Origin of the sequence: Streptacidiphilus sp. MAP12-33, assembly GCF_041261265.1 — a bacterium.
In the GTDB taxonomy this organism is placed as follows: Bacteria; Actinomycetota; Actinomycetes; order Streptomycetales; family Streptomycetaceae; genus Streptacidiphilus.
This window is the reverse complement of record NZ_JBGCCA010000035.1, coordinates 89,349-103,178: the sequence shown is the minus strand read 5'-3', so window position 1 is coordinate 103,178 and position 13,830 is coordinate 89,349. Positions and strand designations below refer to the sequence as shown.

Annotated in this window: 10 protein-coding genes; 5 read left to right on the top strand and 5 right to left on the bottom strand. The window is 71.6% G+C overall.

Annotated features, from left to right (window positions below; genetic code table 11):
- Positions 1-429, bottom strand: a complete 429-nt coding sequence (locus tag ABH931_RS29995; protein ID WP_370120021.1) for a hypothetical protein — start codon at positions 427-429, stop codon at positions 1-3.
- Between the two features lie 172 nt (positions 430-601).
- Here ABH931_RS29995 and glyA point away from each other — a divergent pair, with 172 nt between their 5' ends.
- Both glyA and ABH931_RS29985 read left to right on the top strand, forming a co-directional pair.
- Positions 602-1,870, top strand: a complete 1,269-nt coding sequence (gene glyA / locus ABH931_RS29990) for a serine hydroxymethyltransferase (RefSeq protein ID WP_370120018.1) — start codon at positions 602-604, stop codon at positions 1,868-1,870.
- 76 nt (positions 1,871-1,946) lie between these two features.
- Entirely contained in the window at positions 1,947-3,239 is a 1,293-nt protein-coding gene (locus tag ABH931_RS29985) for a hemolysin family protein (protein WP_370120016.1), read from the top strand.
- Between the two features lie 209 nt (positions 3,240-3,448).
- Here the strand turns inward: ABH931_RS29985 and ABH931_RS29980 are convergent, their stop codons facing one another.
- Entirely contained in the window at positions 3,449-4,180 is a 732-nt protein-coding gene (locus tag ABH931_RS29980; RefSeq protein WP_370120013.1) for a DUF1275 family protein, read from the bottom strand.
- 49 nt (positions 4,181-4,229) lie between these two features.
- Positions 4,230-5,627 carry a glycosyltransferase family 2 protein gene (locus ABH931_RS29975; RefSeq protein WP_370120012.1) on the bottom strand — a complete coding sequence of 466 codons (1,398 nt, stop codon included), beginning with the start codon at positions 5,625-5,627 and terminating at the stop codon, positions 4,230-4,232.
- A gap of 158 nt (positions 5,628-5,785) precedes the next feature.
- Here ABH931_RS29975 and trpS point away from each other — a divergent pair, with 158 nt between their 5' ends.
- The 3 genes from trpS to ABH931_RS29960 are packed head-to-tail and all read left to right on the top strand — an operon-like array spanning position 5,786 to position 9,545.
- Positions 5,786-6,802 carry a tryptophan--tRNA ligase gene (gene trpS, locus ABH931_RS29970; RefSeq protein WP_370120009.1) on the top strand — a complete coding sequence of 339 codons (1,017 nt, stop codon included), beginning with the start codon at positions 5,786-5,788 and terminating at the stop codon, positions 6,800-6,802.
- A 2-nt stretch (positions 6,803-6,804) separates the two neighbouring features.
- Positions 6,805-7,347: a 2'-5' RNA ligase family protein gene (locus ABH931_RS29965; RefSeq protein WP_370120007.1), complete on the top strand. Its 543-nt coding sequence runs from the start codon at positions 6,805-6,807 to the stop codon at positions 7,345-7,347.
- Positions 7,348-7,361: 14 nt separating this feature from the next.
- Positions 7,362-9,545: a CDP-glycerol glycerophosphotransferase family protein gene (locus ABH931_RS29960; protein WP_370120004.1), complete on the top strand. Its 2,184-nt coding sequence runs from the start codon at positions 7,362-7,364 to the stop codon at positions 9,543-9,545.
- Between the two features lie 151 nt (positions 9,546-9,696).
- Here ABH931_RS29960 and ABH931_RS29955 read toward each other — a convergent pair whose 3' ends face one another.
- Positions 9,697-10,863, bottom strand: coding sequence for a glycosyltransferase (locus ABH931_RS29955; RefSeq protein WP_370120001.1), 1,167 nt, complete (start codon positions 10,861-10,863; stop codon positions 9,697-9,699).
- Positions 10,860-13,745, bottom strand: a complete 2,886-nt coding sequence (locus ABH931_RS29950; protein ID WP_370119999.1) for a CDP-glycerol glycerophosphotransferase family protein — start codon at positions 13,743-13,745, stop codon at positions 10,860-10,862. The genes ABH931_RS29955 and ABH931_RS29950 overlap by 4 nt, the downstream gene beginning before the upstream one ends.
- Positions 13,746-13,830: the final 85 nt, after the last annotated feature.

The following is a 13,830-nucleotide window of genomic DNA, read 5'->3' as shown; positions in this document are numbered from 1 at the left end:
TCAGCTGACCTCTCCACGCCTTCGCTTCGAGGCCCGGCGGCTCACTGCCCGCCGGGCCTCGAACGTTCCCACCGGCGTTCCGTGGCCCTCGTCCGGGCCGCGGCCGGCGCACCACCACAGCACCTGCCCGTCCTCGGTGCGCGGGTGCACGCCGAAGCCGTGGTCGGGGCAGACCGGCCAGACCCGCCACAGGTGCTCCATCGCCGACTCCTGCGCCGCGTCGGCGACCTGGTGGAGCCCGGCCTCCGGATCCTCGGGCAGCGGGCTGCCCTGCGCGCCCCAGGAGGGGAAGCCGACGTAGACGCCGTACTCGTTCAGCAGCAGGGCGAAGGGTTCCGCCTCCGGCTCGCTCGCGGCCAGGTCCCGGTTGAGCAGGACCAGCGCGTCGTGCCAGGCGGGGTAGAAGTCTCGATCCGTGAGCGTCTCCACCGCCGCAGACTAGCCGCCTTGTAGGCTGAACGGGTCGCGACTGGCGCACGGGGAACGGACCCCGAGGGAGCGGCGAGGCGCACCACCGCCGGACTGCCGTACGCCTGGGCAGCCGGGTCGGACCGGCCTACGACGGACGTAGAGCCGGGCAGAGACCCGGAGGAGAGCTGAGATGTCGCATCTCGCCCACGTGGACCCCGAGATCGCCGCGCTGGTCGTCGCCGAGGAGCAGTTGCAGGCCGACACGCTGCGCCTGATCCCCAGTGAGAACTACGTCTCCCACGCTGTGCTGGAGGCGACCGGCACGGTCCTGCAGAACAAGTACTCCGAGGGCTACCCGGGCAAGCGCTACTACGAGGGCCAGCAGAACATCGACCTCGTCGAGTCGCTGGCGATCGAGCGGGCCAAGACGCTGTTCGCGATGGACCACGCCAACGTGCAGCCCTACTCCGGCTCGCCCGCCAACCTGGCCGTCTACCTGGCCTTCCTCAAGCCAGGCGACACGGTGATGGGCATGGCGCTGCCGATGGGCGGCCACCTCACCCACGGCTGGGGCGTCTCGGCGACCGGCAGCTGGTTCCGCGGTGTGCAGTACGGCGTGGAGCGGGCTGCGAATTCCGAGAAGGGGGGCCGGGTCGACCTGGACAAGGTGCGCGAGCTGGCACTGGCCGAGCGGCCCAAGGTGATCTTCTGCGGCGGCACGGCCGTCCCGCGCACCGTCGACTTCCCCGGCTTCGCCGATATCGCCCGCGAGGTCGGTGCGGTGCTGGTGGCCGACGTCGCGCACATCGCCGGCCTGATCGCGGGTGGGGCGCACCCCTCGCCGGCCGGGCACGCGGACGTCGTCTCCACCACCACCCACAAGACGCTGCGCGGCCCGCGCGGCGCGATGCTGCTCTCCACCGAGGAGCACGCCAAGGCGATCGACCGGGCCGTCTTCCCCGGTCTGCAGGGCGGCCCGCACAACCACACCACGGCGGCGATCGCGGTGGCGCTGAAGGAGGCGTCCGGCGCGGACTTCCGCGCCTACGCCCACCAGGTGGTGGCCAACGCGCAGGCGCTCGGCGAGGAGCTCGCGGCCCGCGGTTTCGAGCTGGTCTCCGGCGGCACCGACAACCACCTGCTGCTGGTGGACCTCAGCGGCAAGGACGTGCCCGGCAAGGTCGCGGCGAAGGCGCTGGACCGCGCGGGCATCGTGGTGAACTACAACACCGTCCCCTACGACACCCGCAAGCCGTTCGACCCGTCCGGCATCCGCATCGGCACCCCGGCGCTGACCTCGCGCGGCATCCCCGCGAGCGAGATGGCCACCGTGGCGACCTGGATCGACCTGGTCGTGGGCGCGGCGAAGACCGGCGACGAGGAGACGGTCGCCAAGGTCCGCGCGGAGGTCAAGGCGCTGATGGACGCCCACCCGGCGCCGGGCCTGGCCGTCCGGTAGGTCGTCCGGCGGGCGCGTCGGCCGCCCGCCCCGGAGGCGGTCCGGGACGGGCGGCGGCGGTCCCTACACTGGCCCGGTGAGCGAGACGCTGAGCGACGCCGGGCTGGTCCTTGTTTTCATCCTCATCGGCGGGATCTTCAACGTCGCGGAGATCTCGCTGATCTCCCTGCGTGAGGGCCAGATCCGCGCGCTCGCCGAGCGCGGCACCAAGCGCGCGTCGCGGGCCGCCCACCTGGCCGCGGACCCCAACCGGTTCCTCGCCTCGGTGCAGGTCGGCGTCACCTGCATGGGTTTCCTGTCGGCGGCGTTCGGCGCGGACACCCTGGCGAAGAAGCTCTCGCCGGTGTTCGTGGGCTGGGGCATGGACAGCGGTGTGGCCGACGCTCTCGCCCTGGTCCTGCTGACGCTGCTGATCTCCTACGTCTCGCTGGTACTGGGCGAGCTGACCCCCAAGCGGATCGGCCTGCAGCGCGCCGAGTCGATCGCGCTGGCGGCGGCGCCGCTGGTCGACGTCATCTCGCGGGTGCTGCGCCCGGTCATCTGGCTGCTGTCGGTCTCCACCAACCTGATGGTCCGTCTGCTCGGCGGGGACCCCAAGGCCGGCCGTGACGCGATGAGCCCCGAGGAGCTGCGCGGCCTGGTGGCCGCCAACACCGAGCTCGGCTCGGACGAGCGCCAGCTGATCGGCGAGGTCTTCGCGGCGGGCGAGCGGCAGCTGCGCGAGGTGATGGTGCCGCGCACCGAGGTCACCTTCCTCGACGCGTCGCGGACGGTCGCGGAGGTCCGCGACGAGGTGCGGGCGTACCCGCACTCGCGGTACCCGGTCGTCGACGGTTCCTACGACCTGGTCGTCGGCTTCGTCCACGTCCGCGACCTGTACCGCGCGGACGCGATCGGCGCGGTCCGCGACATCGCCCGCCCCGTGAAGCTGCTGCCCGCGACCAAGCGGGTGCTCCCGTCCATGTCGGAGATGCGGCACGAGGGCCACCACCTGGCGATCGTGGTGGACGAGTACGGCGGCACGGCCGGGATCGTCACGCTGGAGGACCTGGTCGAGGAGGTCATCGGCGAGATCCGTGACGAGTACGACTCGCAGGAGCTGTCGACCACGCGCCGGCTGGCGGGCGGCTCGATCGAGGTGGACGGGCTGCTGAACCTCGGCGACTTCGAGGAGGAGACCGGGGTGGAACTCCCGGAGGGCCCGTACGAGACGGTGGCCGGGTACCTCGTCGCGGAGCTGGGGCGCCTGCCGCTGGTGGGTGACCGGATCACCACGGAGGACGGCTACCTGCTGGAGGTCGCCCGCCTCGACGGCCGCCGCGTCGACCGCGTCCGCGTGACGGCTCCGCCGTCCGGGGCTACGGAGTAGCCCTGAGGGGGCGAGGCTCTGCCGATCCGCGGCTCCTCTCCCGGCCTTCGGCCGGGAGGTGCCCCGAGGTGCCCCTGCGTGGGCGCGAGAAAGCCCCTGTGCGGATGGCCCTGCGCGATGAGGACCACCCGCATGTCGGTGGCTCGTCGCGCAGACGCGGCGGAGCCGCACATCGGCAGAGCCTCGCGCCCCCGGGTAGGGCAACCGGCTCACGCGGGTGGCCGCAGGCGGGGGGTGCGGGAGTAGGCGGTGACGACGCAGGCCTCGAAGGCGGCAAGGCACAGCAGCGCGGGGCCAGGGCCGAGGCGGAGCAGGAGCGCGCCGAGCGCGGCGCCGGCGAAGAGGCCGAGGATGGTGGCGGCGCGCCGGGCCCGGGCCAGTCGTGTCTCGGCGGGCCCGCGGAGACCGGTCGTGAGGAACTCGGTGACCGTCTTCGCCAGGGCGATCTGCAGGACCGTCGTCGGCATCTCGGGGATCCCGGCCTCCAGCAGCACCCGGGTGCGCCAGCCCATCGCCCCGGCGAGCAGCAGGACTGTCACGGCCTGGGCGTGGTCGGACAGGTGCGCCGAGCCGCTCGTGCCGACGGCGAACAGGCCGGCCACGGCCAGCAGCGCGACCTCGACCGCGAGGCCGCCGACGAACCACCGCTGTTCGCGCCGTTTCAGGCGGGCCAGCAGGGCGTGAGCCGCGATCAGCCCGGCCGCGAACGCGGCCAGCGCCTCGGCGGGGCGGGCGACGGGGGTGGCGGCGGTCCGGGACACCCCGAAGCCGAGGAGCAGGACGTTGCCGGTGGTGAGCGCGGCGAACGCATGACCGAGGCCCAGGAAGGTGACCGCGTCGACCGCTCCCGCGGTCAGGGTCAGCGCGAGCAGCACGAGGCTGGTCCGGACCTCGCCGCGGGGCGGGACGGCCGCGGTGGCGGAGCTGGCTGAGGCACTCATCCCGGTACTCGCTCCCTGACCGGGCCGGCCCTCGGACGGGGCTGGCCGTCTACCGGAGCGGTACCCGGCCGTGGCGGACGATGCGCCGCAGTCGCAGCCGTATCACCCGGCGGAGCCGGATGGGGGCCACGTGGACGAGGAGCTCTCCCTGCGGGCCGGGGGAGGGGGTGACCCGGTAGCAGCGGCCGCCGCGCCAGACGCGGCGCTGGCCGAGGCCGGGGTCGAGGGCGATCGGGCCGTCGACGGCGCGCCCCGCGTAGGTCGCCTCCACGCGCAGCGCGTTGCGCTGACGGGGGAGCAGCTCACGCAGCGGGACGATCGTCTCGTCGCCGCTGGCGACCCGGCCGACGGCGCCCGACAGCCAGGTGACCGGCTCCGGCACCAGGCCGGGGAGGGGACGCGAGGTGTGGACCCGCAAGCCGTCCGCCGCCCAGGACGCCGTCGCCGTGACCGCCTGCGGCAGCGTGCCGTGTTCACACTCGTGGCGGACCAGGGCGGTCAGTTCCGTTGTGAACCCGTGCTGCAGGCAGTGCAGCTTGAGCCGTTGCGACTCGTTGCACCGCGCCCGGATCGGGTCCGTCAGATGTGAACGGACCAGCTCGCCCGCCGCCGCGACCAGCTGTTCACGCTCCGCGCCGTCCAGTGCCAGGAACTCGCGGCCGAACAGGTTCACCACGTCACTGCGGATGTAGCGGTCGTTCACCTCGTCCCGGACCGCGCCCGGCGCGGTGAAGCGGACGGCGACGGCGACGCCCGCGGTCGTCCCGCGCAGGCGGTCGGTGAGGCGGGAGCGGGTGGTGATGTTGCTGCGGTCGTCGCGGGCCAGCAGGTAGTAGTAGTCGTAGTCGGCCAGCACCGAGATCCGGCGGGCCCGGAAGAACGCCTCCAGCACGAAGGGCGTGTCGCTGTAGACGGGCAGTTCCTCGGGGAAGCGCAGGCCGTGACGTTCCAGCAGCGCGCGGCGGAACAGCTTGGCCGGGGAGAGGGACCAGGCCAGCGAGGCGCCGGGGAAGCGCACGTCCGTCGCCGTCTCGCGGAACAGCTCGGGCGAGACCCACCTCCCGTTCACGCCCACCACCTTGCCGACCACCACGTCCGAGCCGACCCGCTCCGCGGTCGCCGTCAGCCGGCGCAGGGCGTCCGGGCCGAGGCGGTCGTCGGAGTCGAGGAAGAAGACGTACCGGCCGCGCGCCTCGCGCAGCGCCGCGTTGCGGGCGCGGGCGGGCCCGCCGCGGTCGGGGAGGCTCAGCACCGTCACGGTCTCGGGCCAGGCCGCGGCGATGCGGCGCAGCTCCTCGCCGCTGCCGTCGGTGGAGCCGTCGTCGACGGCGATCACCTGGAGCTCCCCGGGCGCCGTCGTCTGCGCGCGCAGGGTGGCGAACCAGGCGTCGAGGTACTCCCGGGTGTCGTGGACGGGTGTGATCACCGTCACCAGGGGTGGGGTCATCGGGGCCGATCCTCCCGGCGTCGTCACTGGTCCACCACGGTGAACAACGCGCGGGGCCGGGCCGAGGTGGCGGGCGGACTGGTGTCCGAGCCGCGCGGTGGCCGTCCGCCCCTCGGAGACACGAGAAAGATCGCCTGCCCACCTGCGAGAATGAGCGCATGGCCAACGACCGTCTCCGCGTGCTCTCGGGCATCCAGCCCACGTCCGGCTCCTTCCACCTGGGCAACTACCTCGGCGCGGTGCGCCAGTGGGTGGCCCTGCAGGAGTCGCACGACGCGTTCTACATGGTCGTGGACCTGCACGCGATCACCGTCGCGCAGGACCCGGCCGTGCTGCGTGAGAACACCCGCGTCTCGGTCGCCCAGCTGCTCGGCGCGGGCCTGGACCCGGAGCGCTGCACGCTCTTCGTCCAGTCGCACGTGCCGGAGCACGCGCAGCTGGCCTGGGTGATGAACTGCCTCACCGGCTTCGGCGAGGCCTCCCGGATGACGCAGTTCAAGGACAAGTCGGCGAAGCAGGGTGCGGACTCCACCACCGTCGGCCTGTTCACCTACCCGATCCTCCAGGTCGCCGACATCCTGCTGTACCAGGCGGACCAGGTGCCGGTCGGCGAGGACCAGCGCCAGCACGTGGAGCTGACCCGCGACCTGGCCGAGCGCTTCAACAGCCGGTTCGGGGCGACCTTCACCGTGCCGAAGCCGTACATCCCCAAGGAGACGGCCAAGATCTTCGACCTTCAGGACCCGGCGGCGAAGATGAGCAAGTCCGCCTCCTCGCCCAAGGGCCTGATCAGCCTGCTGGACGACATCAAGGGCAGCGCCAAGAAGTTCAAGAGCGCCGTCACCGACACCGACACCGTGATCGTCTACGACGAGAAGGAGAAGCCGGGCGTCTCCAACCTGCTCTCCATCTACTCCGCGATCAGCGGCCGCTCGGTCGAGGAGCTGGTGGAGCACTTCGAGGGCAAGATGTACGGCGCGCTCAAGACCGAGCTGGCCGACTACTACAGCGAGTGGGTCGCCCCCATCCAGGAGCGCACCCGCACCTACCTCGACGACCGGGCGGAGCTGGACAAGGTCCTCGCGCGCGGTGCGGAGAAGGCCCGGGCCGTGGCCGCGCCGACGCTGGCGCAGGCCTACGACCGGATCGGTTTCCTGCCCCCGGTGGCGCTCTGAGCATGGGCGGCGACGGGGTCATAGGCGGCAGCGTCCTGATCGGGGTCTCCCTCGCGGTGCCCGAGCCGTACGGCTCGCTGATCCAGGACGCGCGCACCGGGTACGGCGACACGCAGGCGCACGGCATCCCCACGCATGTGACCCTGCTGCCGCCGACCGAGGTGCCGTCGGCGGCGCTGGCCGAGGTGGACGGCCACCTCGCGCGCGCCGCCGCGGGCCATCGGCCGTTCCGGGTGTCCTTGCGGGGCACCGGCACCTTCCGGCCGGTGTCGCAGGTGGTCTTCGTCCAGTTGGAGCAGGGCGTGCGCGAGTGCCGGGCGCTGGAGGCGTCCGTGCGCTCCGGCCCGCTCGCCCGCGAACTCGCCTTCCCGTACCACCCGCACGTCACCGTCGCCCACGACGTGCCGGCCGAGGCGCTGGACCGGGCCCACGCGGACCTGCGCGGCTTCGAGGCGCGGTTCACAGCGGAGGGGTTCAGCCTCTACCGCTTCGGCGCCGACGAGGTGTGGCGCCCGGTGCGCGACTACGGCTTCTGCCCAGCGTAGTAGGGTCGGGAACCGTGCCCAGGTTCAGTGTCATCGTCCCCGCTTACAACGTGCAGGCCTACCTCGGCGAGTGCCTGCGGTCCGTGCTCGACCAGTCGTTCGCGGACTTCGAACTGATCGGTGTGGACGACGCCTCACCCGACGGGTCGGGGCGGATCTTCGACGAGTACGCGGAACGGGACGCCCGGGTGCGGGTGCTGCACCTCCCCGGGAACGTCGGCCTGGGCCGCGCCCGCAACGCCGGCATGGAGGTCGCCACCGGCGACTACCTGATCTTCCTGGACAGCGACGACACGCTCACCCCCGGCTCGCTGACGGCGATCGCCGACCGGCTCGACGCCACCGGTGGGCCGGACATCCTGGTCTTCGACTACGCCCGCACCTTCTGGGACGGCCGGGTGGTCCGCAACCAGGACTCGGCGATGCTGCGCGAGTGCCAGGCCGCGCCGGACGCGTTCGGCACCGCCGAGCGCGAGCAGTTGCTGCGGATGCTGATGGTGGTCTGGAACAAGGCGTTCAAGCGGGAGTTCGTCGAGCGGAACGCCTTCACCTTCCCGCCCGGGTACTACGAGGACACCCCGTGGACCTACCCGACCACGCTGGCCGCGGAGACGATCGCGCTGCTGGACCGGGTCGTCGTCCACTACCGCCAGCGCCGCATGGGCGGCAACATCCTGGCGACCACCTCGCGCAAGCACTTCGAGATCTTCGACCAGTACGACCGGGTCTTCGCCTTCGTCGACGCCCGGCCCGAGCTGCACTCGTGGCGGCCGTTCCTGCACCGCCGGATGGTCGAGCACCTGCGCGCGATCGGTTCACACCCGGACCGGGTGCCGATGGGCGACCGCCGCGAGTTCTTCGCGAAGGCCACCGAGGCCGAGCAGCGGCACCGTCCCGAGGGCGCCGCGGCGATCGAGGTGTCGATGCCGTTCAAGGCGAGCGCCGTCGGTGACGTGGTGCGGCGCGCGAAGAACGCCGCGGTCGCGGCCCAGCCCGGGGTGAAGCGGGCCATCTCCCGCCCGCTGGTCGGCGGCTTCGCGCAGGTGCAGCGTCAGCTGCCGATCGACGACGACCTGGCGGTCTTCGCCGCGTACTGGAACCGCGTCCCGGCGTGCAACCCCGCCGCGATCGAGGCGAAGCTGCGTGAACTGCGCCCGGACATGCGGACGGTGTGGGTCGTCGAGGCGGGCCGCAAGCGGGACGTCCCGGCCGGGTACACCACCGTGGCGCCGGGGTCACGCGGCTTCTGGGAGGCCATGGCGCGCGCCCGCTACCTGGTCAACAACGTCAACTTCCCCGACAGCGCCAAGAAGCGGCCCGGCTCGGTGCACGTCCAGACGCACCACGGCACGCCGGTCAAGAAGATGGGCCTGGACCTGCGCGACTACCCTGCGGCAGGCCTGACGATGGACTTCGACAAGCTGCTCACGCGGATCGACCGCTGGGACTACAGCCTCAGCTCCAACCGCTTCTCGTCGCTGATCTGGGAGCGCGTCTACCCGGCGCACTACCGCACGCTGGAGGCCGGCTACCCGCGCAACGACGTCTACGTGACGGCGGGCGCGGAGCAGGTCCGCGCGGCCCGGCGCGAGCTCGGCATTCCGGAGGGCGCCAAGGCGCTGCTGTACGCGCCGACGATGCGCGACTACCGGGTCGGCTACGAGCCGCAGCTGGACGTGGCGAGGCTCGCCGTGCGGCTCGGCGAGGAGTACGTGATCCTGCACCGGGCGCACTACTCCTACGACTCGGGCGCCAAGCTGTCGGGCGCGCGCGTCGTCGACGTCTCCCGGCATCCGTCGATCGAGCAGCTGGCGCTCGCCGCCGACGCGTTGATCGCGGACTACTCGTCGCTGACGTTCGACTACGCGAACCTGGACCGCCCGATCGTCGTCTTCGCGGACGACTGGGACGTCTACCGGGAGACCCGCGGCGTCTACCTGGACCTCGTCTCCGGCAAGCCCGGCGAGACGCCGGGAGCGGTGGCCAGGACCGAGGGGGAGCTCGCGGAGGTCTTCCTCGGTGGCGCGTGGCGCGACGCGGAGTCGACGGCGTTGCGCCAGGCGTTCCGGGAGCGCTTCTGCGAGTTCGACGACGGCCGGGCGGCAGAGCGGGTCGTCCGCACCGTGTTCCTGGGCGAGCAGACCCCGATGCCGTTCGTGCCGCTGGCCGACCGCACCCCCGCACCGCTGACGCCCTGAGCGGAACGCGGGCTGTCCCTCACTGTCGCCGAATGGCCCGCACGCTCTCCGTGACCACAGTCGTCGCGGTGGCGGTGAACTCGGCCACGAGACGATGACAGGGCCCCGGCTTCCCGCCGGGGCCCTGTCGTCGTCCCGTGCTCCTGAGGGGTTACCGCTCGAGCAGAGCGAACAGCTCTTCCCACTTCTCCAGGATCGTCTCCTTGGAGTAGCGCGCCACGTTGACCCGGGCCGCCTCGCCCATGCGGTCGCGCAGGTCCTGGTTCGACGTCAGCCGCACCAGCTGCCGGGCGAGTTCCGCGGTGTTGCCCGGTGCGGCCAGCAGGCCGTCCACACCGTCACGGATGATCTCGCGGACGCCCGGCGCGCAGTCGAACGCGGCGCACGGGACGGCGAAGGCCATGGCCTCCAGCAGCGCCAGCGGGAAGCCCTCGCCGCGCGAGGACTGGACGAAGACGCTGCTGTCGCGCAGCGCGCCGGGGACGTCGGAGGTCTGGCCCATCCACTCGACCGAGCCGTCCAGGCCCAGGCGCGTGCACTGCGCCTTCAGCTCCGCCTCGTCCTCGCCCCTGCCGTAGAGCTTCAGCGTCCAGCCCGGCGCCTGCGGCGCGGCCACCGCCCAGGCGTCGAGCAGCATGTCGATGCCCTTCTGGTCGTCCAGGCGGCCGATGCAGGCGACGGTCTTCGTCTCCCGCTTCGACGGCACCTCCGGCCAGACCGGCAGGGGGTTGGGCATGAAGCCGACGTTGTTCAGCTTCTCCAGGATCCACAGGTCGGCGTCCTCCTGCGTGAGCAGCAGGAGGCGGTCGGCCTCGGGGTAGTACTTCTTCACGCGGGCGAAGCGCGAGGAGTCCTTGGAGTACTCGTACGACTCGTGGCTCATCCCGATCAGGGGGATGTTCCTCCGGTCGGCGAGGCGGACGAACTCCATCGCCCAGACCTGGGTGACGATGATCATCGCGCCGGGCCGGGCCGCCGCGAAGAGCGCTTCGAGCTTGGTCTTCATGCCGCGGATCGCGGCCTCGCGCTGCGCGTTGCGGGCGTAGCCGGAGACCTTCAGGCGCTGCTTGACGCCGCGCGGGTGGAACGGCGAGGGGACCTTGCCCGGGTGCAGCGTGGTGGTCGGGTAGGGCAGGTTCGGGCCCAGGTCGGCGGGGGTGTCGGTGTCGCAGATGCCGAGCACGTGCACGCTGTGCCCGCGCTCGGTCAGCATCCGGGCCAGCTGGTGGGACCAGGTGGTGACACCGCCGAGCTCGTCGACGCTGTTGGAGATGATGAAGACGTCACGGCCGGTGCCCACGGCGGCGTTCGTGCTCATGCCTGCTGGCCCTTCTGCTGCGTGCCGGCCGCCGGGCCGAAGAACCTGTCGACGATCTGGGCCGCGGCGCGGCCCTCGTCGTACTCGCCGAACCTGCTCGCGAACGCGCGACGCTTCTCCGCGTCCGCGTCGGCGCCGTTGCGGACCCCCTCGATCGCGTCGAAGAGCTGCTCCTGGGTCTCCACGAAGGGACCCGGCGCGGCCTCGCGCAGGTCGAAGTAGGTGCCGCGGGCGGCGCCCGCGTACTCCTCGTAGTCGTACGCGTAGAACACCATCGGGCGGTCCAGCAGCGCGTAGTCGAACATCACCGACGAGTAGTCCGTCACCAGCGCGTCGGCGAGGCCGAGCAGCGGGGTGATGTCGGGGTAGTCGGTGACGTCGACGACCTTGCCCTTGAGGGTGCGCGGCACGGCCAGGCGCTGCATGTAGTGCGAGCGCACCAGCAGGGTGGTGTCCTCGCCGAAGCGCTCGGCGAAGGCGACCGGGTCGAGCACCAGCTCGGGGGCCTTCTCCCGGAAGGTCGGCGCGTACAGCACGATGGTGCGGGCCGGGTCGATACCCAGCTCCTTGGCCACCGGGCCGCGCTCGCGCTTTCCGGTCAGCACCTCCTCGCGGCGGGCCGCGACCAGGGCGTCGTTGCGCGGGTAGCCGACGCGCAGCACCTTGGACTCGGGCAGCCGGTAGGCGCGCACCAGGGTGTCCACGTCGTGCTCGGTGCGGACCACGAAGTGGTCGAACCGGTCCAGCGCCTGCTGGTACTCGTCCTGCTTGTGGCGCGGCTGCATCCGGTACTCGGCCATGTCGAAGCCCATGCGCTTGAGCGCGGAGCCGTGCCAGGTCTGGATGTAGGTGGTCTCCGGGCGCTTGCGCAGCGCCAGCGGGTAGCCCTGGTTGTCGATCCAGTACTCGGCGCGGGCCAGCGCGTACAGGTACGGCCAGCTCCAGCGCTCCACGACCTCGACGTCCTTGCCGGGCTTGGGGAAGCCCTTGGGGGGCTTGGTGCCCTCGTAGGACCAGACGGCGTGGAACGGCACGCCGCGGCGGCGCATCTCCTCGTAGATGGCGCGCGGGCTGTCGCTGTACTGCTTGCCGAGGTGGCTCTCGAAGACGACCAGGCCCTTCTTGACGGGCATCCGGGTCATCGCGCGGTGGTACCAGCCCACCTTGGTGTCCGCGGCACCCAGGTCGCGACGCGCCTGCAGCACACGCTTGGCGGAGCGCTTGAGCGGGCTGCCGACCGGACCGCTCATCAGGTCGAAGAGCAGGCCGCGGCCCTTGCTCGCGGCCGGGCCGACGGCGGTCAGCTGGAACGCCAGGTGGCCGGGGCGGGAGACCTCGGGCTCCAGGCGGTCGGCCAGCAGCCGGGTCAGCCGGGGCCGGGCGGCGAAGACGCCGTCGAGGTCCAGCTGGTCCACCGACAGCGGCGGTCGGGTGCGCTGCTTGTCGACGCCGAGGTTCAGCCAGACGTCCCAGATGGTGTCGACCAGGCCGAGCGGGCGCAGGGTCCTGCTGATGTCGAGCGTGGACTCCCACTCGACGTAGTCGCCCTGGTGTGTGAACGAGGTCACCGGGAAGGAGAAGGTCTGCAGACCCTTGCGGCGGGCCTTGACCTCCAGCCGGCCGGAGAGCTGCGCCTTCTGCGGGATCAGGCCGAGCGCGTTGACGGTGCGCCCGGTGATCCTGACCGCGTTGCCGTCCTGCGGCTCCCAGCTCAGCAGCTGGGTGCGCAGCATCGACTCGCCCAGGCTGCGGGCCTGGAAGCCGACCTCGGTGACGTCGAGCATGCGGCGCCCGACCTCGTCGTCGAGGTGCTCGGCGCAGAAGTAGATCCGGCCGTCCCGCTCGACCAGCGGCATCGGGGTCTTGCGCGGGTTGCGCAGCCAGTCGATGGCCGGGAGCAGGTTCGCCCAGTCCTCCTTGATCAGGAGGTAGGCGCAGACGCGGTGCACCGGCTGGCACTCGTCGAAGACGTCGTACGGGATGGTGGCCAGGTACTCGCGGCTCAGCTCGGCGAACTGGTGCTGCCACTTCGGGCCGTGCTGCGGGAACTCGCGCAGGTAGAGCGGGATGTCGTGCTTGAGGAACTTGAGGTCCTTGTGGCGGCGCAGCCCGGTCTTGCCCTTCTCGGCGAGCAGGGCGTCGATGCGGCGGTGGATCTCGATCCGGTCCGAGAAGTTGCGGATCTCGTCGCGCCGGTTGGTGATCGACTTGTCCGCCTTGGCGACGTTCTGCCGCATGTACCACTTGTAGACCTGATTGGGGATCAGGGCGATGCGGTCGGCGGCCAGGTACGCCTGGGCCGAGTAGAGCAGATCCTCGTAGAGCAGACCCTTGACGAAGGTCAGCTTGTTGTCGAGGAGGAAGTCGCGCCGGTAGCACATGTTCGTCGACAGGGTGTCGAAGACGAACAGGTCGGGCAGCTCGGCGACGTCCTCCAGCACCTGGTGGCGCTGGTAGAGCCAGCGGTACCAGGGCTGCTCGCGCTGGTTGCGGGTGTCGATGTAGATCTGCGTGCTGAGGCCCGACACCAGCTCGGCGCCGGTGCGCTCGGCGGCCTCGACCATGTTCCGGCAGGCGTTGAGCTCGAGCTCGTCGTCGCTGTCGAGGTACATGACGTAGGTGCCGAGTGCCTCGGCGATGCCGCGGTTGCGTGGCTCGCCGCAGCCCTTGCTGTTCTCGGGCAGCTGGAACGCCCGCACCCGGCCCGGGTACTGGGCGGCCAGCCGCTGGGCGACCTCGAAGCTGCCGTCTGTGCTGCAGTCGTCGACGATCACGGCCTCCACGCTGTGGAGGGTTTGGTCGAGTACGGACTGGACTGCTCGTGGAAGGCGCTCGGCGTCGTTGAAGACGATGACGATGACGCTGACGTCGGGCGTACTCAAGGCGCTGATCATGACCTGTTCGTGAGGGTGCCGATCCCCGCTGTTGACCGCGGCACGCACGTTCGATTATGAGATTGCTTGCAGC

What these genes read in the sequence shown, in the direction of transcription:
- ABH931_RS29975 (WP_370120012.1), bottom strand. Translation starts at nt 5,627, where the DNA reads ATGACCCCACCCCTGGTGACGGTGATCACACCCGTCCACGACACCCGG.
- glyA (WP_370120018.1), top strand. Translation starts at nt 602, where the DNA reads ATGTCGCATCTCGCCCACGTGGACCCCGAGATCGCCGCGCTGGTCGTC.
- trpS (WP_370120009.1), top strand. Translation starts at nt 5,786, where the DNA reads ATGGCCAACGACCGTCTCCGCGTGCTCTCGGGCATCCAGCCCACGTCC.
- ABH931_RS29955 (WP_370120001.1), bottom strand. Translation starts at nt 10,863, where the DNA reads ATGAGCACGAACGCCGCCGTGGGCACCGGCCGTGACGTCTTCATCATC.
- ABH931_RS29980 (WP_370120013.1), bottom strand. Translation starts at nt 4,180, where the DNA reads ATGAGTGCCTCAGCCAGCTCCGCCACCGCGGCCGTCCCGCCCCGCGGC.
- ABH931_RS29965 (WP_370120007.1), top strand. Translation starts at nt 6,805, where the DNA reads ATGGGCGGCGACGGGGTCATAGGCGGCAGCGTCCTGATCGGGGTCTCC.